This is a genomic window from Actinokineospora pegani (assembly GCF_009745975.1).
GTDB lineage: Bacteria > Actinomycetota > Actinomycetes > Mycobacteriales > Pseudonocardiaceae > Actinokineospora > Actinokineospora pegani.
Map to the genome: position 1 here is coordinate 33,179 of NZ_WHOL01000113.1, position 24,096 is coordinate 57,274.

24 protein-coding genes are annotated in these 24,096 nt (G+C 72.1%); 13 read left to right on the plus strand and 11 right to left on the minus strand.

What is annotated here, in order from left to right; translation table 11 throughout:
* Positions 1 to 756: a thiazole synthase gene (gene thiG, locus GCL84_RS22460; protein WP_156757515.1), complete on the plus strand. Its 756-nt coding sequence runs from the start codon at positions 1 to 3 to the stop codon at positions 754 to 756.
* Between the two features lie 42 nt (positions 757 to 798).
* A complete protein-coding gene (locus GCL84_RS22465) occupies positions 799 to 1,236 on the plus strand; it encodes a MarR family winged helix-turn-helix transcriptional regulator (RefSeq protein WP_156757516.1) in 438 nt (145 codons plus the stop codon).
* Positions 1,237 to 1,423: 187 nt separating this feature from the next.
* Here the strand turns inward: GCL84_RS22465 and thiD are convergent, their stop codons facing one another.
* Positions 1,424 to 2,245 (minus strand): bifunctional hydroxymethylpyrimidine kinase/phosphomethylpyrimidine kinase, encoded by an 822-nt coding sequence (gene thiD / locus GCL84_RS22470; protein ID WP_156757517.1) that lies wholly within the window; start codon positions 2,243 to 2,245, stop codon positions 1,424 to 1,426.
* Positions 2,246 to 2,304: 59 nt separating this feature from the next.
* Complete coding sequence (thiC, locus tag GCL84_RS22475) at positions 2,305 to 3,948, minus strand: phosphomethylpyrimidine synthase ThiC (RefSeq protein WP_156757518.1); 1,644 nt, start codon at positions 3,946 to 3,948, stop codon at positions 2,305 to 2,307.
* A 215-nt stretch (positions 3,949 to 4,163) separates the two neighbouring features.
* Here thiC and GCL84_RS22480 point away from each other — a divergent pair, with 215 nt between their 5' ends.
* On the plus strand, positions 4,164 to 4,799 hold the full coding sequence (locus GCL84_RS22480) for a hypothetical protein (RefSeq protein WP_156757519.1): 636 nt from the start codon (positions 4,164 to 4,166) through the stop codon (positions 4,797 to 4,799).
* Between the two features lies 1 nt (position 4,800).
* Here GCL84_RS22480 and GCL84_RS22485 read toward each other — a convergent pair whose 3' ends face one another.
* On the minus strand, positions 4,801 to 5,370 hold the full coding sequence (locus GCL84_RS22485) for a peptide deformylase (RefSeq protein WP_156757520.1): 570 nt from the start codon (positions 5,368 to 5,370) through the stop codon (positions 4,801 to 4,803).
* A gap of 110 nt (positions 5,371 to 5,480) precedes the next feature.
* Between GCL84_RS22485 and GCL84_RS22490 the strand changes: the two genes are divergently transcribed.
* A complete protein-coding gene (locus GCL84_RS22490; RefSeq protein WP_156757650.1) occupies positions 5,481 to 5,774 on the plus strand; it encodes a DUF3263 domain-containing protein in 294 nt (97 codons plus the stop codon).
* Positions 5,771 to 6,433: a LytR C-terminal domain-containing protein gene (locus GCL84_RS30725; protein ID WP_156757521.1), complete on the plus strand. Its 663-nt coding sequence runs from the start codon at positions 5,771 to 5,773 to the stop codon at positions 6,431 to 6,433. Before GCL84_RS22490 ends, GCL84_RS30725 begins: the two co-directional genes overlap by 4 nt.
* A 658-nt stretch (positions 6,434 to 7,091) precedes the next feature.
* On the opposite strand, the gene GCL84_RS22500 is transcribed toward GCL84_RS30725, so the two are convergent.
* Genes GCL84_RS22500 through GCL84_RS22510 form a run of 3 tightly spaced genes read right to left on the minus strand, consistent with a single transcriptional unit; the run spans position 7,092 to position 11,007 of the window.
* Complete coding sequence (locus GCL84_RS22500; RefSeq protein ID WP_156757522.1) at positions 7,092 to 9,311, minus strand: AAA family ATPase; 2,220 nt, start codon at positions 9,309 to 9,311, stop codon at positions 7,092 to 7,094.
* Between the two features lie 22 nt (positions 9,312 to 9,333).
* Complete coding sequence (gene pssA, locus GCL84_RS22505) at positions 9,334 to 10,251, minus strand: CDP-diacylglycerol--serine O-phosphatidyltransferase (RefSeq protein WP_156757651.1); 918 nt, start codon at positions 10,249 to 10,251, stop codon at positions 9,334 to 9,336.
* A 54-nt stretch (positions 10,252 to 10,305) separates the two neighbouring features.
* Positions 10,306 to 11,007, minus strand: coding sequence for a phosphatidylserine decarboxylase (locus GCL84_RS22510; RefSeq protein ID WP_156757523.1), 702 nt, complete (start codon positions 11,005 to 11,007; stop codon positions 10,306 to 10,308).
* Between the two features lie 175 nt (positions 11,008 to 11,182).
* Here GCL84_RS22510 and GCL84_RS22515 point away from each other — a divergent pair, with 175 nt between their 5' ends.
* On the plus strand, positions 11,183 to 12,337 hold the full coding sequence (locus tag GCL84_RS22515; protein WP_156757524.1) for a serine/threonine-protein kinase: 1,155 nt from the start codon (positions 11,183 to 11,185) through the stop codon (positions 12,335 to 12,337).
* Positions 12,338 to 12,518: 181 nt separating this feature from the next.
* On the opposite strand, the gene GCL84_RS22520 is transcribed toward GCL84_RS22515, so the two are convergent.
* Positions 12,519 to 12,800 carry a GlsB/YeaQ/YmgE family stress response membrane protein gene (locus tag GCL84_RS22520; RefSeq protein WP_156757525.1) on the minus strand — a complete coding sequence of 94 codons (282 nt, stop codon included), beginning with the start codon at positions 12,798 to 12,800 and terminating at the stop codon, positions 12,519 to 12,521.
* Positions 12,801 to 12,820: 20 nt separating this feature from the next.
* Positions 12,821 to 14,026, minus strand: a complete 1,206-nt coding sequence (moeA, locus tag GCL84_RS22525) for a molybdopterin molybdotransferase MoeA (protein WP_156757526.1) — start codon at positions 14,024 to 14,026, stop codon at positions 12,821 to 12,823.
* A gap of 60 nt (positions 14,027 to 14,086) precedes the next feature.
* On the opposite strand from moeA, the gene GCL84_RS22530 reads away from it, so the two are divergent.
* From GCL84_RS22530 to GCL84_RS22545, 4 genes are all read left to right on the plus strand, one after another.
* Entirely contained in the window at positions 14,087 to 14,716 is a 630-nt protein-coding gene (locus GCL84_RS22530) for an AIM24 family protein (RefSeq protein ID WP_156757527.1), read from the plus strand.
* An 83-nt stretch (positions 14,717 to 14,799) separates the two neighbouring features.
* Complete coding sequence (locus GCL84_RS22535) at positions 14,800 to 16,053, plus strand: serine/threonine-protein kinase (protein WP_156757528.1); 1,254 nt, start codon at positions 14,800 to 14,802, stop codon at positions 16,051 to 16,053.
* A gap of 187 nt (positions 16,054 to 16,240) precedes the next feature.
* A complete protein-coding gene (groL, locus tag GCL84_RS22540) occupies positions 16,241 to 17,863 on the plus strand; it encodes a chaperonin GroEL (protein ID WP_156757529.1) in 1,623 nt (540 codons plus the stop codon).
* A 250-nt stretch (positions 17,864 to 18,113) separates the two neighbouring features.
* A complete protein-coding gene (locus GCL84_RS22545) occupies positions 18,114 to 20,312 on the plus strand; it encodes a HelD family protein (protein WP_156757652.1) in 2,199 nt (732 codons plus the stop codon).
* Here the strand turns inward: GCL84_RS22545 and GCL84_RS22550 are convergent.
* The 3 genes from GCL84_RS22550 to GCL84_RS22560 all read right to left on the minus strand — a co-directional run bounded on the left by GCL84_RS22550 (position 20,302) and on the right by GCL84_RS22560 (position 22,255).
* Positions 20,302 to 21,369 (minus strand): pentapeptide repeat-containing protein, encoded by a 1,068-nt coding sequence (locus GCL84_RS22550; RefSeq protein WP_197523449.1) that lies wholly within the window; start codon positions 21,367 to 21,369, stop codon positions 20,302 to 20,304. The two genes, GCL84_RS22545 and GCL84_RS22550, sit on opposite strands and share 11 nt — an antisense overlap.
* A gap of 63 nt (positions 21,370 to 21,432) precedes the next feature.
* Positions 21,433 to 21,918, minus strand: a complete 486-nt coding sequence (locus GCL84_RS22555; RefSeq protein ID WP_197523450.1) for an SRPBCC family protein — start codon at positions 21,916 to 21,918, stop codon at positions 21,433 to 21,435.
* Positions 21,902 to 22,255 carry an ArsR/SmtB family transcription factor gene (locus GCL84_RS22560; RefSeq protein WP_156757530.1) on the minus strand — a complete coding sequence of 118 codons (354 nt, stop codon included), beginning with the start codon at positions 22,253 to 22,255 and terminating at the stop codon, positions 21,902 to 21,904. Before GCL84_RS22560 ends, GCL84_RS22555 begins: the two co-directional genes overlap by 17 nt.
* Positions 22,256 to 22,369: 114 nt before the next feature.
* On the opposite strand from GCL84_RS22560, the gene GCL84_RS22565 reads away from it, so the two are divergent.
* The 3 genes from GCL84_RS22565 to GCL84_RS22575 all read left to right on the plus strand — a co-directional run bounded on the left by GCL84_RS22565 (position 22,370) and on the right by GCL84_RS22575 (position 24,093).
* Complete coding sequence (locus tag GCL84_RS22565) at positions 22,370 to 22,591, plus strand: PspC domain-containing protein (protein WP_156757531.1); 222 nt, start codon at positions 22,370 to 22,372, stop codon at positions 22,589 to 22,591.
* A 414-nt stretch (positions 22,592 to 23,005) separates the two neighbouring features.
* Positions 23,006 to 23,605, plus strand: coding sequence for an RNA polymerase sigma factor (locus tag GCL84_RS22570; protein ID WP_235926598.1), 600 nt, complete (start codon positions 23,006 to 23,008; stop codon positions 23,603 to 23,605).
* Positions 23,602 to 24,093: a carboxypeptidase regulatory-like domain-containing protein gene (locus GCL84_RS22575; protein WP_235926599.1), complete on the plus strand. Its 492-nt coding sequence runs from the start codon at positions 23,602 to 23,604 to the stop codon at positions 24,091 to 24,093. Before GCL84_RS22570 ends, GCL84_RS22575 begins: the two co-directional genes overlap by 4 nt.
* The last annotated feature ends 3 nt before the right edge of the window (positions 24,094 to 24,096 follow it).

Genomic DNA, 24,096 nt, shown 5'->3' on the forward strand with positions numbered 1-24,096 from the left:
GTGGACGATCCGTTGCGCATCGGCGATCGGGAGTACTCCTCGCGGTTGATCACCGGGACCGGGGGCGCGGCCAACCTCTCGGTGCTCGAACGCGCCCTCGTCGCCTCCGGCACCGAGTTGACCACCGTCTCCCTGCGGCGGGTCGACGCGGCCGGGGGCACCGGGGTGCTGGACCTGCTGCGCAGGCTGGGCATCGACCCGTTGCCCAACACCGCGGGCTGCCGCACCGCCGCCGAGGCCGTCCTCACCGCCCACCTGGCGCGCGAGGCGCTCGGCACCCCGTGGGTCAAGCTCGAAGTGGTCGCCGACGACCGCACCCTCCTGCCCGACCCGCTGGAACTGCTCGCCGCGGCGACCCAGCTCGTCGACGAGGGGTTCGTCGTCCTGCCCTACACCAACGACGACCCGGTGCTCGCCCAGCGGTTGGAGCAGGCCGGGTGCGCCGCCGTCATGCCGCTGGGCTCGCCGATCGGGACCGGGCTGGGCATCAACAACCCGCACAACATCGAGCTCATCACCGCCCGTGCCACCGTGCCGGTCATCCTCGACGCGGGCATCGGGACGGCCTCGGACGCCGCCCGGGCGATGGAACTGGGGTGCGACGCGGTGCTGCTCGCGACCGCCGTCACCCGGGCCACCGACCCGGAGAGGATGGCCACCGCCATGCGCCACGCGGTCACCGCCGGACGGCTGGCCGGGCAGGCGGGGCGCATCCCCCAGCGGTTCTGGGCCCAGGCCAGCAGCCCGCCGAGGTGAGCACCCCGCAGGAGGTATGTCCGAGTCCTGCAACAATGGGGTATGGCGACTGCGTCTGAGGGCGATGTGCCCGCGCGGCTGTACCTGGCGATCGGGCGGCTGTCCCGCTCCCTGCGCCGGTCCGGCAGCACCGGCATGGGACACGGCTCCATCTCGGCCCTGTCGACCCTGACCTACAGCGGCACGCTGCGCCTCGGCGACCTCGCCACCCGCGAGGGGGTGGCCGCCCCGACCATGTCCCGCATCGTCGCGGGCCTGGTCGAGTCCGGCTTCGTCCGCCGCGAACCCGACCCGGCCGACCGCCGCGCGTGGCTGGTGACCGCCACCGAGGAGGGCGAGCGCATCGTCTCCAGCGTGCGCAGCACCCGCATGCAGGAGCTGAGCAGGCGCCTGGACAAGCTCCCCGAGGCCGACCGGGACCTGCTGATCAACTCGATCCCGGTCCTGGAGGCCCTGCTGGTCGACAGCGCCGAGGGCTAGTCCTGCTGGGGGGCATCGGTCCGACACCGGCGCCCAGCGGGCAAGCGGACTCCACGGTGGAGTGCTTGCCCGCGCATGGCCGATGCGGGCGCTGAGCGGGTGCTTGGCAGATTCCCCGAGGCCGACCGGGACTGCTGATCAAGTCGATCCCGGTCTTGGAGGCCCTGCTGGTCGACAGCGCCGAGGGCTAGTCCTGCGGCAGGCGCCACAACGGGGTCACCGGTCCGACACCGGCGCCCAGCGGGTACGCGGCGCGCACGGACTCCACGATGAAGTGCTTGCCCGCGCGCACGGCCGACACCATGTCCGCGCCCTTCGCCAGCGACGCCGTGATCGACGACGCCAGCGTGTCGCCGCTGCCGTGGGTGTGCTTCGTGTCGAAGCGCGGGCCGATGAACTCCGTGAACTCGCTGCCGTCGTAGAGCAGGTCGAGGCACTCCGGGTCGTCCCAGAGGTGGCCGCCCTTGACCAGGACCCACTCCGGGCCGTACTCGAACAGCATCTTGGCGGCGTCGCGCTGCTGGGCGCGGGTGCTGACCTCGAAGCCGGTGAGCAGGCGGATCTCGTCGAGGTTGGGGGTGATGAGGGTGGCGCGGGGGAACAGTTCGGCGCGGTAGTGGTCCAGCGCCGTGTCGTGCAGCAGGGGGTCGCCGTGCATGGAGGCGGCGACGGGGTCGACGACGAACGGGGTCTTGCCCGCGCGGCCGATGCCGACCCGGTCGCAGGCCCCGGCGATGGCCTCGATGATCTCGGCGGTGGCGAGCATGCCGGTCTTCGCGGCGGCGACGCCGATGTCGTTGGCCACGGACTCGATCTGCGCGGCGACGACCTCCGGCGGGATGGTGTGCACGCCGGTCACGCCGAGGGAGTTCTGCACGGTGACGGCCGTCACGGCGGTCATGCCGTGCACCCCGCAGGCGAAGAAGGTGCGCAGGTCGGCCTGCAACCCCGCAGAGCCTCCGGAGTCCGACCCGGCGATCGTCAGCGTCGTCGGTGGCGCGGTGTTCATGGGTGTCATCATCCTCCCCGGGCGACCGCCGCCGGGGTCGCCCCCGGCGGCGGCCCGCACTACTGGACCACCGGCAGGTAGACCTTCCCGCCCTGGTCGGAGAACTCGCCGGACTTCTCCGCCATGCCTGCCTCAATGGCCTCCACAGAGGACAAGCCGTGCTCCTCGGCGTAGCGCCGGACGTCCTGGGTGATCTTCATCGAGCAGAACTTGGGCCCGCACATGGAGCAGAAGTGCGCCGTCTTGGCGGGCTCCGCTGGCAGCGTCTCGTCGTGGAACGCGCGCGCGGTGTCCGGGTCGAGCGCCAGGTTGAACTGGTCGGTCCAGCGGAACTCGAACCGCGCCCGCGACAGCGCGTCGTCGCGCTCCTGCGCCTTGGGGTGCCCCTTGGCCAGGTCGGCCGAGTGCGCGGCGATCTTGTAGGTGATCACGCCGGTCTTCACGTCGTCGCGGTTGGGCAGGCCCAGGTGCTCCTTGGGGGTGACGTAGCAGAGCATCGCCGTGCCCAGCCAGCCGATCTGCGCCGCGCCGATGGCCGAGGTGATGTGGTCGTAGCCGGGCGCCACGTCCGTCGCGAGTGGACCAAGGGTGTAGAACGGCGCCTCGCCGCACCACTCCTCCTCCAGCCGCACGTTCTCGGCGATCTTGTGCATCGGCACGTGGCCGGGGCCCTCGATCATCACCTGCACGTCCTTGGCCCGGGCGATGTGCGTCAGCTCGCCGAGGGTCCGCAGCTCGGCGAACTGCGCCTCGTCGTTGGCGTCGGCGATCGACCCCGGCCGCAGCCCGTCGCCGAGGGAGAACGTGACGTCGTAGGCGCGCAGGATGTCGCAGAGCTCCTCGAAGTGGGTGTAGAGGAAGCTCTCCCGGTGGTGCGCCAGGCACCACGCGGCCATGATCGACCCGCCGCGGCTGACGATCCCGGTGACCCGGCGCGCGGTCAGCGGCACGTACCGCAGCAGCACGCCCGCGTGCACGGTCATGTAGTCCACGCCCTGCTCGCACTGCTCGACCACCGTGTCGCGGTAGACCTCCCAGCTCAGCTCGGCCGGGTCGCCGTTCACCTTCTCCAGCGCCTGGTAGATCGGCACGGTGCCGATGGGCACGGGTGAGTTGCGGATGATCCACTCGCGGGTCTCGTGGATGCGCTTGCCGGTGGACAGGTCCATCACGGTGTCGGCGCCCCAGCGGGTCGCCCACACCATCTTCTCCACCTCGTCCTCGATCGACGACGACACCGCGGAGTTGCCGATGTTGGCGTTGATCTTGACCAGGAACTTCTTGCCGATGATCGACGGCTCGCACTCCGGGTGCCGCCGGTTGACCGGGATCACCGCCCGGCCCAGCGCCACCTCCGCCCGCACGAACTCGGGGTCGACGCCCTCGCGGGCGGCGACGAAGCGCATCTCCTTGGTGATGGTCCCGTTCTTGGCGTGCGCCAACTGGGTGACGGCGCCGTCGACGGGCGGCAGCCCCCAGTCCGCGCGCAGCCGTGGGAGTCCACTGTGGAGGTCGATGGTGGCGGTGTCGTCGGTGTACGGGCCGGAGGTGTCGTACAGGTCGAGGTGCTCACCGTTGGTCAGCGACACGCGCCGCTGTGGCACGCGCAGCCCGTCGCCCGCGTCGCGGTAGACCTTCGCCGACCCGGAGATCGGGCCGGTGGTCACGGCTGGGCGCACGGAACGGTCGTCGAGCGAGGTCAAGATTCCTCCCTACGCCGGCATTACCCGGTCAGGTTCATCGGTCGGCGGCGCCGGGTCCGTGGAATGGACACCAGCCGCCCTCTCAGCCCGCCATGGCGCGAGCTCCCGCGGTTCTCGGTATTCGGTTGTCATCCCGACCATAGCCACGGGGTCAACCCCGGCGGGTTCGCCAAGATCATCGTCAGCGCGCGCGTTCAGCCATTAGGGTTCGACGCATGGCCCAGCCGTACCCACCCGGCGCCAGACTCCTGGCCCGTCCCGACCAGGCGGCACCGTGCCCCACCTGCGGGACGCTGCTCGGCCGCGGCTACCCGGACTGCGCGGCGTGCGCGGAGACCGTGGACGCCTACTGGCTGGCCGACTGGGCCGCGCTGCTGTCCGGCAACGGTGTGGCCGAGGGCACCGCCGAGGAACGCGACCTCGCCGCGATGGTCCTCGCCGACGACCCCGGCGCCCACCCCTGGACCTGCGACGACTGGGCGATGCGCCGCACCTCCTGCCCCTACTGCCGGGCGGAGCTGGGCTCCGGCGCGCTCGACTGCCTGTCCTGCGCCAGCGCCGACCAGGCCCGCTGGGCCTGGGACCACACCGCCCCGCCGCAGGCCATGCGCCCCGACGAGCACGCCCTCCGGCTCACCGTCGCGGGCCTGCGCTCCGCCGAGCACCGCCGCCCCGGCGTCGTCGGCTTCTGGCGCCTGCTGCTGCCGTTCCTGCTGGTGGGCCGTGCCCCGACCAGGGAGGAGTCCAGGCGCGTCAGACTCCACCTGATGGCGGGCCGCGAAGACGAGCTGTCCGAAGCCGCCAGCGTCGAGGAGATGGCGGCGCTGCCCGCCCTGCCCTGGCGCGGCTGACTCAGCCGAACGGGTCTTCCTCGACAGCCGGGTTCCACGAGTTGCCCGGCACGTTCCAGCCATTGGACTTCAGCATCTTCTTCGCCGACCGGGCGTGCCGCCCCACCAGCCTGCTCAGGTACAGGTGCCCGTCGAGGTGGTCGGTCTCGTGCTGCAGGCAGCGCGCGAAGAACCCCGTCCCCTCGACCTCGACCGCCGCGCCCGTGACGTCCTGCCCGCTGACCTTGGCCCAGCTCGCCCGGCCCGTCGGGTAGGTCTCGCCGGGGACCGACAGGCAGCCCTCGAAGTCGTCGTCCGGGTCGGGCATGCCCTCGGGCAGCGCGCTGGTGGTCAGCACCGGGTTGACCACGACCCCCCGGTGCCGGACGCCCTCGTCGTCGGGGCAGTCGTAGACGAACACGCGCAGCGGGACGCCGATCTGGTTGGCGGCGAGGCCGACGCCGTGCGAGGCGGCCATGGTCTCGACCATGTCGTCGACCAGGGCGCGCAGGTCGTCGTCGAAGGCGGTGATGGGGGTCGTCGGGGTCGTGAGGACCGGGTCCCCCGCGATGACGATGGGCCGCACTGTCATGCCCGCAGATTATCGGGAACACGACGCGGACGCGCCGACGCGGTGACGATCTCAACTTGCCGTGACGTGGTGTAATGGCGCCGCAGAACGACAGCATGCCGAGGAGCGTGATGGACGCCGCCGAGCTGCCCGACGAGGGCGCTGCCCAGTCCGGGCTCAGCGACCGCGAACGAGCTGTCCTGGCGTTCGAGCTGCAGTGGTGGAAGTCGCCTGGTTCCAAGGAACAGGCGATCCGCGAGCGCTTCGGCCTGTCCAGCACCAGGTACTACCAGGTGCTCAACGAACTGATCGAGAAGAACGAGGCGCTCGAGGCCGAGCCGATGCTGGTGCGTCGCCTGCGCAGGCTGCGGGAGAGCAGGCAGCGCGCTCGGTCGGCGCGCAGGTTGGGGATGGACCCGCGATGACCACAGACCCGTCCGGCGCCACGCGCCCCGCCCGCCTGATCGGCCTGGCCCTCATGGGCGTGGCCGCCGTGACGGCGGTGATCGGCGTGGTGACCCTGGTCGGCGGCACCGGCGACACCAGCGCCGAGCCCGCCCCACAGTCCTCCCAGGTCGCCCCCGCCACCCCCACCAGCGGCGACCTGACCAGCTCCCCCGCCCCCTCCCTCTCCTCGTCGATCGAGGCCCCACCCCCCGTGACCACTCCGGACACCACGACCCCGACACCCCCCCTGACGTCCCCCCCGACGTCGACCCCCACCCAGGCCCAGCCCCCGGCCGAGCCGCCCCCCGCCCAGACCCAGCCGCCCGCCGCCCCACCCGAAGCCCGCGACCAGCCGGTCCGCATCTACAACAACAGCTTCGTCAAGGGCCTGGCCGAGCGCGCGGCCCAGGACATCATGTCCAGGGGCTGGCGAGTCGACGAAACCGGCAACTACAACGGCGGCAACATCCCCACCACCACGGTCTACTACCAGCCGGGCACCGGCCAGGAAGCCGCCGCCAACCAGTTGGCCAAGGACATGGGCATCCGCGCCGAACCCCGCTTCGACGGCATCGCGCACTCCAGCCCCGGGATCATCCTGATCGTCACCGAGGAGTACACCAAGTCCGGCAAGTAGCCCTGCGGCCGGAGCTGAGATCGGCTTTGGCTACTCGGTGACATGGGCTTGGGCGCCCGGGGTTTGTGCGGGCGTGGTTGACCAGTTGCGTGCTGGGTGGGTCAGCATCGCCTCCGTCGAATGCCACACCACCGCCTACCTCGGCTCGATCGAGGGCAGCGGCAGCGTGCCTCCGCGCCCACGCTCGGTCTCCTCAGTTCTTTGGTGCGGAGAACAAGCTCGGCGACAGGTTATCCAGAGGACTCCCCTCCCCCCTACGGGAACCTCGGCGCAAGGACGTTCCCCGGGAGGAATGGCTTCGAACCTGGCTCCGAGCGCGGCCTCGCGCCACTGTCGACCAAGCCCGACTGGCCCTGCGGGGATTCGGATACCAGGGCATCTCCGACGCGAGACTGGTCGTCGATGCGCGGCCTGTGGACTCGTGGTCACGGAGTTGGGATTCTGTCGCTGCGGTTGAGGTGGTCCTGCGCTCGGCCGGGGCGAGGCGTTCAAGCAGCGGGTGTTGTTGGCGCACCTGCTGTTCAAACGCGGGCGGGCGGCCCATTCCGCGAACGCCGTTCACGGTAGACCGTGCTCCTTATCCACGTTTCGAGCTGCCACCGGCGACCCACGCCGCAGGTGGGCCGCCAGTGACCGGTTGGCTGACTCCGACGAGCGGCTACCGATTGGCGTAAGCCTCCAACGCGGCCAACTGAGCCGGGTCCAACGACGGCCGCACAGCCCCCTTCGCCGCCTCCAGATGCTCCCGACTCACCACAGTCGCCTCCAACGACTCCCGCATCGCCGTCAACGCCGCCTCCCGGATCACCGCCGCGCAATCGGCCGCCGAGTACCCCTCCAACTCCGACCCGAACGCGACCAGGTCCACGTCCTCCGCCAACGGCGTGTTCTTGGCCGTAGCAGCCAAGATCGCCGCACGAGCATCCGCGTCCGGCGGCGGCACGTAGATCAACCGCTCCAACCGCCCGGGCCGCAACAGCGCCGGGTCCACCAGCTCCGGCCGGTTGGTGGCCCCCACCACCACGACATCGCGCAGCGGCTCCACCCCGTCCAGCTCGGTCAGCAGCGCGGCCACGATCCGATCGGACACGCCCGAGTCCGACGACTGCCCCCGGCGCGGCGCCAGGGCATCGATCTCGTCCAGGAAGATCAGCGCCGGGGCGGCCTCGGCAGCCCGCCGGAACAGGTCGCGGACGGCGCGCTCGGACTCGCCCACCCACTTGTCCATCAGCTCCGCGCCCTTGACCGACAGCACGTTGAGCTGGCCCGTCCCGGCCAGGGCGCGCAGCAGGAAGGTCTTGCCGCCACCGGGCGGGCCGTAGAGCAGCACGCCGCGCGGGGGCGCCACGCCCAAGCGGGCGAAGGAGTCGGGGTAGCGCAGGGGCCACAGGATGGTCTCGGTCAGCGCCTGCTTGGTCTCCACCATGTCGCCGACGTCGTCCAGGGTCATGCCGCCGGTGCGCAGCGACGACGACAGCGACGACGGGCGGACCGTCTGCAGCGCGCCGGTGAGGTCGTCGGTGCTGATCTGCGGCTCGGCGCGGTCGCGCAGGGCGGCGCGGATGGCAGCCTCGCGGCGCAGCGCGACCAGGTCGGCGGCGACGAAGCCGGGGGTGCGCTCGGACAGCGCCGCGTAGTCCACAGCGGACTCCACCGGCAGGTCGCGCAGCAGGACCCGCAGCAGCTCGGCGCGGACCTTGGCGTCCGGCAGGGCGATGGCCAGCTCGCGGTCGATCAGCTCGACGCCGCGCGCCCTGGGGTCCACCGCCTCCGGGTGCGCCGAGGTCGCCACCAGCGCTGTCTTGGGCAATGAGACCGCTGAGCGCAGGATGTCCAGGACCACGGTGGCCAGCGGCGGCGGGGAGGTCGCGGGCAGCAGGGCGTCGAGGTCGTCGACCAGCAGGACGGCGGCGCGGCCCGCGTCCGAGTGCTGCTTGAGCTCGCCGACGGCCGCGCGCAGCCGGGCCGCGGCGGCGTTGGCCTCCAGCACGGCGATCGTCGGCGCGACCACCTCCACCACGGCGGCGTCGCTGGCCTTGGCCACCGCCCGCACCAGGCTGGCCTTGCCGATCCCCTCCGGACCGGTCACCAGCACGCCGAGCCGGGGCGAGGCGCCGAGGCGTTCGAGCAGCTCGGGCCGGGTGAACGCCAGCTCGAACCACTCGCCCAGCGTGCGCGCCTGCTCCTGTGAGCCGACCAGGTCCGCCACCGGCAGCGGCTCCGGGGCCTCGACCGGCGCGGGCTGGTAGTCCACCGGCGCGGGCTCGGACACGGTCACCGGCGCGCCGCCGACCGGGACGGCCGAGCGCTCCCCGGTCCGCGCGCCGTCGCGCCAGCCCACCACAGTGGACGAGTGCACGGTGACCACGCCCGCGGGTTCCACGGCCGTGACCGTCACCAGCTCGTTCGTCCACGTCGACCCGATGGCCCGGGAGAGCTTGCCGCGCACCTCGCCCGCGTCGGTCCCCGGCGACAGGTCCTGCGGCAGCAGCGACACCGCGTCGCCGGTGGTGAGGACCTTGCCGACCAGCGCCAGCCGGATCGTCTCCGGGACCAGCGACGTCGACGCCAGCCGCGACCCGGCCAGCGTCACCGTCCTGGCCCTGGCGACCTCGACCGGGGCGACGACGAGTTCGGAGCCCTCGGTGATGCCGGTGTTGGACATGGTCACGTCGTCGACGAGCACCACACCGGGCGCCAGGCCGGGGTCGCCGACAGCGGCCAGCGCGGCGCTCACCCTGGCCCCGGTCAACTGCACCGCGTCCCACTGGCGCAGGTCCAGGGCGTCGAACACCTCCGGGTGCAGGCGCACGACACCACGGCGGGTGTCCAGCGCGGACGGGGTCAACCGGACGGTGAGCGTGATCTGGGGAGCCACACCGCCAAGTCTTCCACGATCGTCAGTCCTCGGTGGTGTTCCCCGGCCGCGACTGGCGGCGCAGACCCGGCCCGCGCCGGGGGCGGGGCCGCGATTGCGGCGGCAGCATCATCGGCAGCGGGTCGTCCGAGCCGCGCATCGGGCGGCGCACCGCCCGGCGGGCGGCCCCCGCGACCCGGCGCAGCGGCGGGCGCAGCCCCAGCCTGCGGTAGCGGCTGGCCCGGCGGATCGCCCTGCGCTCCTTGGACGGCACGTCCCACGCCTCCGGGTGGTTGGCCAGCCACGCGTTGCGCCGCACCGCGTACGGGATGTGCGCGAGGTAGGCGACGAGCACCACGGCCAGCGCGATCATCGGGTAGGTGATCACCACCGCGGCCAGCAGCGCCACGCCGACCAGCAGCGGCGCGACGGCGCGCGCGGGCACCTTCACCGTCTTGACCGACAGCGTCGGGATGCGGCTGATCAGCAGCAAGGCGATGGCGATCGTCCACACCATCACCACCGGCTCGGACTGCCACCAGTAGCCGTTGTCGCCGTACTCGATGGTGAGGATCATCGGCAGCAGGGCCAGCAGCCCGCCCGCGGGCGCGGGGACGCCGACGAAGAACTCCTTGGTGTACACCGGTTGCTCGGTGTCGTCGAGCAGGGTGTTGAACCTGGCCAGCCGCAGGATGATGCACACGGCGAAGATCAGCGAGACGACCCAGCCGACCCGGTCGCCGTCGAACCGCCAGGTGTAGATCACCAGCGCCGGGGCCACGCCGAAGGAGATCGCGTCGGCGAGCGAGTCCAGCTCGGCGCCCATCTTGGACGTCGCGTCCAGCATCCGGGCGATGCGCCCGTCGAGGCTGTCGAGCACCGCGGCCACCGCGATGGCGGCGATGGCGGCGGCGAGCTGGCCCTTGAGCGTGAACTGCACCGCCGAGAGCCCGGCGCACATGGCCAGGACGGTGATGGCGTTGGGCAGCAGCCGGACGCCGGGGGAGGCGGCCACTCAGGCCCCCGGCAGCTCGGCCAGGACGGTCTCCCCGCCGATGGTGCGCTGACCCGGCTCGACCAGCACCCGGCTGCCGCGCGGGACGTAGAGGTCGACGCGCGAGCCGAACCGGATCAGGCCGTAGGTCTTGCCCGCCTCGACCGCCTCGCCGTCGCGCACGTAGCAGAAGATCCGCCGCGCCACGAGCCCGGCGATCTGCACCACGGCGAGGTCGTGGCCGTCCTTCGTGCGCAGGTGCACGCTGTTGCGCTCGTTGACCTCACTGGCCGCGTCGAGGTCGGCGGAGAGGAACTGCCCTTGCTTGTGCACGGTCTTCACGACCTGCCCCGGCGCCGGGACCCGCTGCACGTGGACGTCGAAGACCGACAGGAACGCGCTGATCCGCACCATCGGCTCGGCTGGCAAGCCGAGCTCGGCGGGCGGCACCGCCTCGATCACGTGGGACACGGTCGCGTCCGCGGGCGCGACGGCGATGCCGGGCCGCTGCGGGGTCACCCGGGTCGGCTCCCGGAAGAACCAGGCCAGCCAGGCCGTGAGCACCCCGCCGCCCACTCCGAGCTTGCGCGAGAACTTCCGCAGCACCAGCGTCGTGCCGAGCCCGGCGAGGATGAACGGCCGCCCGCCCGGGTGCACCGGGGGGATGACGCTCTTGGACAACTCGACCAGGTGTTTGAGGGTTGACTGCGGGGCGGCGCTCATCGGCTGGGTGATTCCTCGCGGCTAGACCGGATTTTCACCCACGGTACCTCTGCGCTCACGGCCGCCGCACAGCCGGCGGAGGCGCGATCCGACCAGCCCGCCGCTCATCACCCGCCGGCCGCCGCGCGCGGGTACGGTTGTCGGGCCTTGGCGGGGTCGCGGAGGAGGCGGTGGAATGGTGGACGAGTTGGTTGTCGCGGGCCGGTACCGGTTGCTGGTCCCGCTCGGCTCCGGGGCGACGGCCGAGGTGCACAGCGCGCTCGACCTGCGCACCGACCGCCAGGTGGCGGTCAAGCTGTTCTCCGGCGACACCGAGGTCAGCGACCCGCGCCGGTTCGCGACCGAGGTCGAGGCGCTGACCAGCGTGTCGCACCCGAACCTGGTGGCGGTGCACGACGCGGGCGTCGACGACGGCACGGCCTACGTCGTGCTGCGGCTCGTGCAGGGCCGCACCCTGACCGACCGGCTCCACGACGGACCGCTGCTCCCGGGGGAGGTCCGCCGCCTGGGCGCGGTGCTCGCCGACGTCCTGGCCCACGTCCACTCGCGCGGCATCGTCCACCGCGACGTCAAGCCGTCCAACATCCTGCTCGACGAGTCGGGTGAGCCCCACCTGGTCGACTTCGGCCTGGCCCTGCTCGCGGAGGCCACCCGCCTCACCCGCAGCGACCGCATGGTCGGCACCGCCGCCTACCTGTCCCCGGAGCAGGTCCGCGGCGCCGAGGTGGGCCCCGCCGCCGACGTCTACGCCCTGGGCCTGGTCCTGCTGGAGTGCCTGACCGGGCAGCGCGAGTACCGGGGAGCCGAGGTCGAGGCCGCCGTCGCCCGCCTGCACCGTGCGCCGCTGATCCCCGCGGACCTGCCCGCGGACCTGGTCCGCCTGCTGTCGCTGATGACCTCGCTGACCCCACGCCGCCGGCCCAGCGCCGCCACCTGCGCTCAGACCCTGGCGCCCGCGTCGACGGCCATCGCCCCGCTCATCGCGCACCGCCGCTTCGCCAAGCCCGCGCTGGCCGCGGGCGTGGCCGTGCTCGCCGCCGCTGGGGCCGTCTTCGCCCTCACCGCGCCGTCCGCCCCCGGTCCGACGACGCCGCCCGTCGCCACGCCCACCTCGACGCCCGGGCAACTCGTACCGGCGATCCCGCCGCAGCGGTCAGCCGTCGCTGAGATCGTGCGGACACAGGAGCCGGAGCAGGCGCCTGCTCCCGTCGCGGACGCCGCCACCGTGCCGACTGCCCAGCAGGGCCCCGGCGAAGCGGGCAACAGCGGCCGCGTCCCGCCGGGCCAGGCGAAGAAGACCGAGAAGAAGAACCCCAAAGAAGACGGGTGAGCCCGCTGCGGGAACAGCGCCCGCGGTTGGACGAGAAAAACGGGGCACCCGATCGAACGCCTGCGCCCCCCGACGGCGCAGGCGCCCATCGGATGCCCCGTCGTGGAGCAGGCCGAAGTGTACGCGTCTGTTTATCGCTGGGCAACAGAGTGCGGACTGCGCGTCACGGTCGGTGATTTGCTCACCGGCGGCCACGCGGGTTGGGGACGCCGCGGACCAGGCGCAGGAGCAGCAGGAGCAGGACCGACCCCAGGGCGGCGACGCCGAGGCTGGGGAAGTCGAACTCGAAGGTCATCGACTCACCGGTCAGCAGGCGGTACACGAAGCCGCCCAGGGCGGCGCCGACCACGCCGACCAGGACGCTGACCAGGCAGCCCTGGGGTCTGCGGTCGCGGCCGCCGACGACCAGGTTCGCCGCCCAGCCGACGATCGCGCCGAACAGGACCCACGCGAAGAAACCCATGGCGACAGCCTACGAGGCGCTCAATCGAGCAGCACCACGTCCACCTCGTCGCCCTCGGCGATGGCCGTGGTGTCGGCGGGGACCTCGATGAGGCAGTTGGCGGCGGCGAAGGCGGCCAGCAGGTGGGAGCCGGGGCCGCCGACGGGGACGACGGCGACGCGGCCGGAGTCGTGGCGCGCGCGGCGGTACTGGACCTTGCCCGGCGGGGAGGTCAGCGCGACGGTGGTGCGGGCCCTGGCGCGGGGGCGGTCGAGGCGGGTGCGGCCCATCGCGGCGAGCAGGGCCGGGCGCAGGAACAGCTCGAAGGACAGGGCGGCGCTGACCGGGTTGCCCGGGAACGCCACCACGGGCAGGCCGTCGAACACCCCGCAGCCCTGCGGCCCGCCCGGCTGCATGGCCACCCGCACGAACTCGACGCCGTGCCCGGTCAGGGCGTCCTTGACCACCTCGTAGGCCCCCGCGCTGACCCCGCCCGAGGTCACCAGCACGTCCGCCCACCCGGCCCGCCCCGCCACCGCCGCCCGGAAGGCGTCGACGTCGTCCGGCACGGAGCGCAGCACCGCGGCCTCCCCGCCGACCTCCTCGACGGCGGCGGCGATCAGGACGCTGTTGGACTCGTAGATCTGCCCGAACTCCAGCGGCGTGCCCGGCTCCACCAGCTCGGACCCGGTGGACAGCACCAGCACCCTGGGCCGCCTGCGCACCGGCAGGGTCGCCGCGCCCACCGCGGCGGCGAGACCGAGTTGCGGCGGCCCCAGGACCGTCCCGGCGGCGAGCACGACCGTGCCCGCCACCACGTCCTCGCCCACCCGCCGCAGGTGCTTGCCCACGGGCACGGCCTGCTCGACCCGGACGGCCTCGGTGCCGCCGTCGGTCAACTCCACCTGCACCACGGCGTCGGCGCCGTCGGGCAGCGGGGCGCCGGTCATGATCCGCTGCGCCGTCCCCGGCTCCAGCGGGCGCACGGCGGTCCGCCCGGCGGGGATGTCGTCGGTCACCGGCAGGGTCACCGGGGCCGCCGCGGTGTCCTCGGCGCGCACCGCGTACCCGTCCATCGCGGAGTTGTCGAAGGGCGGCAGCGACACGCCCGCGACCACGTCCTCGGCCAGCACCAGCCCGCGCGCCCCGGCCAGCGGCACGTCGGTCACCGGCAGCGGGGCCAGCAGCCCCGCCACCTCGGCCCGGTACCCGCTCGGGGTGAAGGTCCTTTTCGCCACGACCCCCATCCTGCCCGCCCGCGTCGTGCCACACTGCGGTCCGGTCGATCGAGAATGGGGGAGCGAGCCGTGCAGGTCCGGACCCGGCACACGCCCGCCTTCGGTGTCGCCAGGCTCGTCCTGGCCCCGGGCGAGGCGGTCCAGGCGGAGTCGACCGCCATGCTCGCCACCAGCTACGGCGTCCACGTCGAACAACGCAGCCGCGGCGGCCGGGCGCGCTCCAAGCCCGCCCTGTTCACCGCGGGCCCCGAGGGTGGCTGGGTCGACCTGGCCCCCGCCTTCCCCGGCGACGTCCACACCATCGAGATGGACGGCTCCGCGGGCTGGTGCGTCTCCCGGGGGAGCTGGCTGGCCGTCACCGCCACCCTGCGCGCCGACTCCCAGTGGCAGGGGTTCCACACCCTGTTCGGGGCCGAGCACGGTTTCCTCGAGCACGTCTCCGGCTCGGGCACGCTGGTCCTGGCCTGCTGCGGGGCGCTGGACCAGACGACGCTGGGTGTGGGCGAGTTCATCACCGTCGACCCCGCCCATCTCCTCGCCTACAGCGACGGGGCCCAGGCCCGGCTCCGGGCGATGGCCCAGTCCGGCAGCCAGTCGGTGCGGACGGGGGAGGGGCTGCTGTTGGACTTCGCCGGTCCTGGGACTGTGCTGACCCAGACCCGCACGCCGCGGGCCCTGGCCGCGTTGCTGGCCCGCTAGCCGGGGCGCTGGATCGGGGTCCGACCCGTGCGTTTCACCCGACCGAACGCGGGAGCACGGCCACGGGCGTTAGGCTGCCGAGCGTGTCGGAGGACCTCACCGGGCGTCGCCTTGGCCATTACCGCATCGACGGGGTGCTGGGTAAGGGCGGCATGAGCGTGATGTACCGGGCCACCGACATCAGGCTCGGCCGCCGCGTCGCCCTCAAGGTCATCGCCGAGCACCTGACCGAGGACCCCGAGTTCCGCGAGCGCTTCGTGGACGAGGCGCGCAACACCTCGGCGATCGACCACGCGAACGTGGTGCCCCTCTACGACTTCGGTGAGGTCGACGGGCTGCTCTACATCGCGATGCGGCTGGTCGACGGGTCGGACATGGCCAGCCTGATCAAGGAAGGCCCGATGACGCCGCAGCGCGCGTTGGGCCTGCTCAGCCAGGTGGCCGAGGCGCTGGACAACCTGCACGAGCGCGGGCTGGTGCACCTCGACGTCAAGCCGGCGAACGTGCTGGTGACCACCCGGGAGTCCGCCACCGAGCACATCTACCTCGCCGACTTCGGCCTCACCCGGCGCGGCGCGACCGGGCACCGCACGCGCGGCGGTGACTTCCTCGGGTCGCCGACCTACGCCGCGCCCGAGCACCTGCGCGGTGAGCCGGTCGACGGCCGCACCGACCAGTACTCGCTGGCCTGCGTGCTGTTCGCCTGCCTGGCCGGGCGCCCGCCGTTCCAGGGGCAGGTGCCCGAGGTCATCCAGGGCCACCTCAACCGCGAGCCCCCGTCGCTGCTCGAGCACGTGCAGCAGCTCCCGCCCGCGATCGAGGAGGTCATCCGGCGCGGCATGGCCAAGAGCCCGCAGCAGCGCTACGCCACCTGCCGCGAGCTGGTCGCCGCCGCCCGCGGCGCCCTGACCAACGTGCCGCCGCGCCCGCAGCAGCAGCAGCAGCCGATGACCGCCCCCGTCCAGCAGGTGCACCACCAGCCGCACCCGAGCCAGCAGCAGCCCCGGCCGCAGCAGTTCCCGCCGAACCGCCAAGCGCCCTCGCAGGCCGACCCGGTGCGGCTGCGCCCGCCCGCGCCCGCGGGCAGCACGGCCTTCGGCGCGGAGAGGTCCGGCACGCGGTGGATCGCGCCGGTGCTGGTCGGCGTGGTCGCGATCACCGCGATCGTGCTGGTCGTGGTGTTCCTCGCCGGCTCCGGCGGGGACGGTGGTGGCGGTGGCGGGGAGTCCCCGGCGCCGTCGATCCCGGTCGGCACCGGGGGCGGCGAGCCGTCCGACGGGCCGAGCAGCACGCGCCGGACGCTGCCCCCGTCCATCACGATCATCCCGACCGGCTGACCCGTCCAGGGGCCTTCGACCTGCATTTCTTGCACTCGACCCTGTCGAGTGCTAAACCTGCATTGGCACTCGGGCACGTCGAGTGCCAACCGCAAGGTCGGGATAGGTGAGGCCGGCACGACGCCGGTCGTCCGTCGCGGGCACCGCCTGGCCGCAGGTGTTTCCAACAGTGGAGGACCACACCGTAATGGCCAAGTTGATCGCGTTCGACGAGGAAGCTCGTCGCGGCCTTGAGCGCGGACTGAACATCCTCGCCGATGCCGTCAAGGTGACGCTGGGCCCGCGCGGCCGCAACGTCGTGCTGGAGAAGAAGTGGGGCGCGCCCACCATCACCAACGATGGTGTGTCGATCGCCAAGGAGATCGAGCTCGAGGACCCGTGGGAGAAGATCGGGGCCGAGCTGGTCAAGGAGGTCGCCAAGAAGACCGACGACGTCGCTGGCGACGGCACCACCACCGCCACCGTGCTCGCGCAGGCGCTGGTCCGCGAGGGCCTGCGCAACGTCGCCGCCGGTGCTGACCCGCTGTCGCTCAAGCGCGGCATCGAGCAGGCCGTCGAGGCCATCATCGAGCAGCTCCACAAGTCCGCCAAGGAGATCGACACCAAGGAGCAGATCGCGGCCACCGCGTCCATCTCCGCGGGCGACACCACGATCGGCGAGCTCATCGCCGAGGCGCTGGACAAGGTGGGCAAGGAAGGCGTCATCACCGTCGAGGAGAGCAACGCCCTCGGCATGGAGCTCGAGCTCACCGAGGGCATGCGCTTCGACAAGGGCTACCTGTCCGGTTACTTCGTGACCGACGCGGAGCGCCAGGAAGCCGTCCTCGAGGACCCGTACATCCTGCTGTACGGCTCGAAGATCTCCTCGGTCAAGGACCTGCTCCCGCTGCTGGAGAAGGTCATGCAGTCCGGCAAGCCGCTGCTGATCATCTCCGAGGACGTCGAGGGCGAGGCCCTGGCCACCCTGGTGGTCAACAAGATCCGCGGCACCTTCAAGTCCGTCGCCGTCAAGGCGCCCGGCTTCGGCGACCGCCGCAAGGCCATCCTGCAGGACATCGCGATCCTGACCGGCGGCCAGGTCATCTCCGAGGACGTGGGCCTCAAGCTGGACAACGCCGACATCTCGCTGCTGGGCCAGGCCCGCAAGGTCGTCGTGACCAAGGACGAGACCACCGTCGTCGAGGGCGCTGGCGACACCGAGCAGATCGCGGGCCGGGTCAACCAGATCCGCGCCGAGATCGAGAAGTCGGACTCCGACTACGACCGCGAGAAGCTGCAGGAGCGCCTGGCCAAGCTCGCCGGTGGCGTCGCCGTCATCAAGGCGGGTGCCGCGACCGAGGTCGAGCTCAAGGAGCGCAAGCACCGCATCGAGGACGCGGTGCGCAACGCCAAGGCCGCCGTCGAGGAGGGCATCGTCGCCGGTGGTGGCGTCGCGCTGCTCCAGGCCGCCGAGGCCGCCTTCGCGGGCCTGAAGCTGACCGGCGACGAGGCCACTGGCGCCAACATCGTCAAGGTCGCCGTCGAGGCCCCGCTCAAGCAGATCGCCGTGAACGCGGGCCTCGAGGGCGGCGTCGTGGTGGAGAAGGTCAAGGGCCTCCCCCAGGGCCACGGCCTCAACGCCGCGACCGGCGAGTACGAGGACCTGCTCGCCGCGGGCGTGCCGGACCCGACCAAGGTCACCCGCTCGGCCCTGCAGAACGCCGCGTCGATCGCCGCGCTGTTCCTCACCACCGAGGCCGTCGTGGCCGACAAGCCCGAGAAGGCCGGTGCCGCCCCCGCGGGCGACCCGACCGGCGGCATGGACTTCTGATCCACGTCTGAGGGTTTTTTCACTCCGGAGGCCCCGGACCGCGATGCGGTCCGGGGCCTCCGGCTGTGTCTGGACCACGGGCCCGACGCGCACGCGGGTGGCTCGGTGGCGCGGAAGGGGGAGCGCGCGTTATTCTCGGATTTCTGCGCGCATGAAAAAAGACGCCCAAAATTGGCGTCCTGGATTTGATGATAAATCAGTTGGAGGGCGATTGTCAACCGAGATCGGCGTCGAGCAGGAATACGTCTCGATGCTGTACGCGCGCCTGGACGGGCTGCGTGCGGCCGCTGACCGCAGGCTGGCCACCGCGTTGGCGGAGAAGAGCAGCAGCACCACGTCGATGACCCAGCGCGACGCCGAGGTGGCCCACCACAGCACGGCGCTGGCGCAGTACGGCACCGTCGAGAATGGACTGTGCTTCGGCAGGCTGGACTTCACCGACGCCGGTCCGCGCTACATCGGCCGCATCGGGCTGTTCGACGAGCAGGGCGACTACGACCCCCTGCTGATGGACTGGCGCGCCCCCGCCAGCAGGCCGTTCTACCTCGCCACCGCCGCCAACCCCGACGGCGTGCGCAGGCGCAGGCACATCCGCACCTCGCGCAGGCGGGTCACGGCCATCGACGACGAGGTGCTCGACCTCGCCAACGGCCAGGACGCGCACGAGGGCGTCACCGGGGAGGCGGCGCTGCTCTCGGCGCTCAACGCCAGCCGGACCGGCCGGATGTCCGACATCGTCGAGACCATCCAGGCCGAGCAGGACGAGATCATCCGCTCCGGGCTGACCGGTGTCCTGGTCGTGCAGGGCGGGCCGGGCACCGGCAAGACCGCCGTCGCGCTGCACCGGGCCGCCTACCTGCTCTACACCTTCCGCGAGCAGCTCTCCCGGCGCGGAGTGCTGGTCGTGGGGCCCAACCAGACCTTCCTCAAGTACATCGGGCAGGTCCTGCCCTCGCTCGGTGAGACCGGCGTGCTGCTGCGCACCGTCGGCGAGCTGTACCCGGGCGTGCGCGCGAGCAGACCCGAGCACCCCAGGGCCGCCGAGATCAAGGGCAGCCTGGACGTCCTCGACGCGCTGCGCCGCGCGGTGCACGACCGGCAGGTCGTTCCGGACGAGCCGGTGGTGCTCGTGGTCGAGCGCGAGGAACTGGTGCTCGACGGGCCGACCGTGCTGGCCGCGCAGGACCGGGCGCGCCGCTCGCGGCTGCGGCACAACGCCGCGCGCCCGTTGTTCGCCGAGGCGATCGTCGCCGCGCTGGCCAAGCAGGAGGCCGACCGGCTGGGCGCGGAGTTCCTCGAGGAGGGGGACCTGGCCGACATCCGGCGCGAGCTGGCGGCCGACGACGAGGTGCGGGCCGCGATCGAGGAGCTGTGGCCGGAGCTGACCCCGCACAAGCTGCTCACCGACCTCTACGCCGACGAGTTCCGGCTCGAGTTCGCCTTCCCCGACCTCGACGCGGGCGACCGCGCCCTGCTCCGCCGCTCCCCGGGCTCCGGCTGGACCGAGGCCGACGCGCCGCTGTTGGACGAGGCCGCCGAGCTGCTGGGCATCGACGACCGGGTCAAGCGGGCCAAGGCCGCCCAGCGCCGCCGCGACGAGGAGGACTACGCCCAGGGCGTGCTCGACATCCTCCAGATGCAGGACGACGCCGACCCCGACATCCTCACCGCCTACGACCTGATCGACGCCTCCCGACTGGCCGAGCGCAGCGAGGAGGAGGACCGCCGCACGGCCGCCGAGCGCGCCGCCGTCGACCGCGACTGGACCTTCGGCCACGTCATCGTCGACGAGGCCCAGGAACTCTCGGCGATGGCCTGGCGGGTGCTGATGCGCCGCTGCCCGACCCGCTCGATGACCCTGGTCGGCGACGTCGCCCAAACCGGCGACCTGGCAGGCTCAAGCGAGTGGTCGGACATCCTCGGCCGCTACGTCGAGGACCGCTGGCGCCAGACCGAGCTGACCGTCAACTACCGCACCCCCGCGGAGATCATGGTCGTCGCCGCGGCCGTGCTCGACGAGCTGGGCACCACGCTGACCCCGCCCTCATCGGTCCGCGAGACCGGCATCGACCCCTGGCGCGTGCAGACCGACGACCTGGCGGGCGAGGCGGTGCGGCTGACCCGCGAACTGGCCGAGAACTCAGGAACCACCGCGGTCCTGGTCCCCGAATCGCTGGTCGACGAGATCGGCGACGCCGTGGCCGCCGCCGTGCCCGGAGCGGCGGTGGGGGAGCACCCGGAGCTGGAGAGCGCGGTGACGGTGCTGACCGTGCGCCAGTCCAAGGGCCTGGAGTTCGACTCGGTGCTGCTGGTCGAGCCCGCCACCGTGCTGACCGAGTCCGCACGCGGCATGAACGACCTCTACGTGGCCCTGACCCGCGCCACCCAACGCCTCGCCATCGTCCACACTGGACAAATCCCGCCAGTGCTGGACACGGTCAAGGCGTGATCAACTGCGCTAGCTCTGACGGTACACCCTGCCGGAACTTCGTCTCGTCGAACTGGGCGTCGCCGGTGAAGGTCACCCCGCTGAACCGTGCTTCGCCGGTGAAGGCCGCTTCGTCGAAGCAGGTGCGCGCGGCAAAGGTCGCCCCCTCGAATTCGGCGTTGCCGGTGAAAGACGCGAGGGCGAACCTGGTGAAGCCGGTGAAGGTGGCCTCGCCGAAATCGGTGAAGCCGGTGAAGGCCACCTTCATGAACTCGACATCGCCGGTGAAGGTCGCATGGCCGAATCCGGCGTAGTCGGTGAAGGTCGCGTCCTCGAAGCCGGCGTCGCCGGTAAAGGTCGTCAACGTGAACTCGGCGCCGCCGGTGAAGGTTGCGCCGCTGAATTGGGCTTCGCGTACGCGGCACCGGGAAAGGCTGAAGTCGATGAGGATGGCCCTGGTGAGGTCGAGGTCGATATCGCTCCAGAACGTCGCGTTCGGTTTGTCGAGGTTGTGGCCGGGGACGAGGTGGTGGGAGAGGATGCGTTGCGCGGTGATGCGGACTTCGCGTTCCTGGACGCTCTCGCGGTGCTCGGTGCCCTCGGCGGCGCTGGGGAGGGTGAAGGGCATGCGCAGGTAGGCGCACAGCACGTTGACGATGGTCTGCCGCTGCTCGGCGTGGTCCTGGGCGAGCCGTTCCAGGGCGTAGAGTCCGCCGAGGCGGACCGGGGCCTTGTCTGAGCCGAGTTGCTCGACCGCCTTGGTGTAGAGCTCGGTGATCCGCTTGGCCAAGGAGTCCTCGCGCTGCAACTCATAGGCGCGGGCCACGTCCTCCTGGTCCCGCTCCTTCTGCCGCAGCCCGACCTCGGTCGAGTGCTGGCGCCGCCACGCCAGGTACAGCGCGAACAAGCCACCCCCGCCCAAGCCGAAGCTCAGCCCGGTGCGCAGCGCGTCCAACCGCGCCGTGACCAGCTTGTCCCCGCTCAACCCGGCGGTCCCGGCCCACCACAGCCACACCGTCAACGCCAGGGTGGCCGCCGCGATCGCGACGGCCACCCTGCCGATCAGCTTCTTCGACAACGGGGGCATCGGGGAATCCGTCACCCCCTCATCATCGCCTGAGAGGCCGCGCCTCGGAGCCGGTTACGCCAAGGAGATCGCGACCGCCTCGAGGTGGTTCATGGTGGTCTGCATGCCTGCCTCCATGCCCGAGGCGATGTGGAAGTCCCGGTGCTCGACGCAGGTGTGCTGCACCAGCACCGACAGCGTGGTGCGCCCGTCGACCTCGGTCAGGGTCAGCGTGTTGACCGCCTCGCCCTCCGGGGCGCCCTCGAACACCTCGGTCGACACGATCCGCTCGTTCGGCACGATCTCCCGGTACTCGCCGTGGAAGCCGACCACGAGCCCGCCCTCGGCGGTCATCACGTAGCGCCACCGGCCGCCGACGCGCAGGTCGATCTCCGCCGAGTCGACCTTGCCCAGGTCGCCCGCCCACCAGCGCTCGACCAGTTCCGGTGTCGTCCACGCCCGGTAGACCAGGTGCTTGGGCGCGTCGAACTCGCGCGTGATGAGGATCTGGGTGTCGCTCGGGAGCGTCACCACTGCCGTGCCCTTAGTCGCCATCGCCATGTCCCGTCTCCGCTTCCTTGAGTTCCGCCAGCACGTCGTCGAGGGCGTCGAAGCGCTTCGACCACGTGGTCTCGTACTTGCTGACCCAGTCGTGGATGGCGCGCAGGGGTTCGCCGTTGAGCCGGTAGAACCGCTGCCGCCCGTCCTCGCGGACCTCGACCAGGCCGACCTCGCGCAGCACCCGCAGGTGCTTGGACACCAGGGGCTGCACGACGCCCATCGCCTCGACCAGGTCGCCCACCGACCGCTCGCCCGCGGCGAGCAGGTCGAGGATCTCCCGCCGCCTCGGCTCCGCGACGGCGTTGAACGCGTCCGCTGTGGTCGCTGCCCTCGCCATGCCGGGAACATTACATACCCATATGGGTATGCGTCAACCCCGAGGCTGACCCTGAGTCGGAAATCCGGGCTCGGCCCTGATGGCAGGCGGCGCTGGACAGCGCAGGCTGGGGGCATGACGAACTACAGCGACACCGAGGTCCGCAAGCTGCGCCGCAGCCGCACCGACAAGATGGTCGCCGGGGTCTGCGGTGGCTTGGCCAAGCAGTTCAAGGTCGACGCCGCACTGCTGCGGATCGTCCTCGTCGGCGCGACCCTGCTCGGGTTCGGCACCGGCGCTGTCATCTACCTGGCCTGCTGGCTGCTCATGCCCGAGGAGGAGCCGCCCGCCTACTGACGCCCGGGTGGCCGAATGCTGCCACGGCCTGAATCTGCCGCGTTCGCGACGTATCCCGGGCCGGGGGCCGGTCTCTTAGTGGATGTCTGGAGAAACCGAGCGCCAGGGGGGGAAGCCGTGACCGAAGCCGTCTTGCCCTGGTCGAGCGTCGCGGTCGCCGGCGTTCGGGGCGTCCAGGGGCAGCGCACCGGAGTTCGGGGGGAGGCCGGGGGGACCGGCCGAGTCGAACAGATCCCGGTGTGAGCGCGCCGCCGGGGACCGGGTGGGTCGGGGGGACCTGCCCGGGACCGGGGGCACTTCCGCGCGCCATGCCCCGCGGGGACACTCTTAGGGGGTGCCCGGTCGCGTCTTCGCGCGCGGTCCGGGCGCCACCTGGGAGAATGTCCCCGGACAACGGACTGTGAGGTGGGCGCGGTGATCAGCGTGGTGGGGACCGACCCGCCCTGGAACGGGCTGCGGGGCGCCGAGAGGCACGCCGCGTGCCTGCTCGCGGCGCGGGAGGGCGACCGGACCGCGCTCGGCGTGATCGTGGCCGAGCTGTCCCCGCTGGTCTGGCACATCGCCAGGGGCGTGGGGCTGGACCGGGCCGCGGCGGAGGACGTCACCCAGCAGGTGTGGCTGTCGCTGCTGCGCAACCTGCACAGCCTGACCGAGCCCAGGGCGCTGGTCGGCTGGCTGGGCATCACCGCCAAGCGGGAGGCCGTGCGCACGCACAAGCGGACGGTCGCCCAGGTCGAGCTGACCCCGGAGGCCGCCGACCAGGTGGTCAGCAGCGAGCCGATGCCCGAGACGGAGTTGCTGCGCGGCGAGCGGGACCGGAAGCTGTGGAAGGCGTTCCACGCCCTGTCCCAGCGGTGCCAGGAGCTGCTGCGGCTGACCGTGCTCGACGGCCGCGCCGAGTACACCGGCGTGGCCGAGGCCATGAAGATGCCCAGGGGCAGCATCGGTCCGACCAGGGGCCGTTGCCTCAAGAACCTGCGCGACCGATACGAGGATGGGGACGGTGGCACGTGAACAACGAAGACGGGCGTGACGAGGACCTGCCCCCGGGCGAGTCCGCGCGCTGGCTCGCCGAGGTGGCGCACCTGGTGGACGACCTCGACCCAGTCCCGCCCGGCCTGGTCGAGCTGTGCCAGTTCGCCATCGACATCGAGGGCCTCGACGACGAAGTGGAGTTCGAGGCCCTCCGCCTCGCCGACGGCGCCCAGCTCGCTGGCGTGCGCGGCGACAGCCCCGGCGCCATCACCTTCTACGTCGGCGACCTCACCGTCATGGTCAACATCACCCGCACCGGCGAGCACCAGCGCATCGACGGCTGGCTCGTCCCCGCGGGCGAGCACGGCGTCGAGGTCCGCGTGGTCGACCACGACACCGCCAACACCACCGCCGACGAGGGCGGCCGCTTCGTGCTGACCGAGGTCCCCCGCGGCACCACCCAGATCCGGGTCAACCTCGCGGGCGGGCGCCCGCGCACCGTGGTGACCCCGGCGATCGTCTTCTGACCG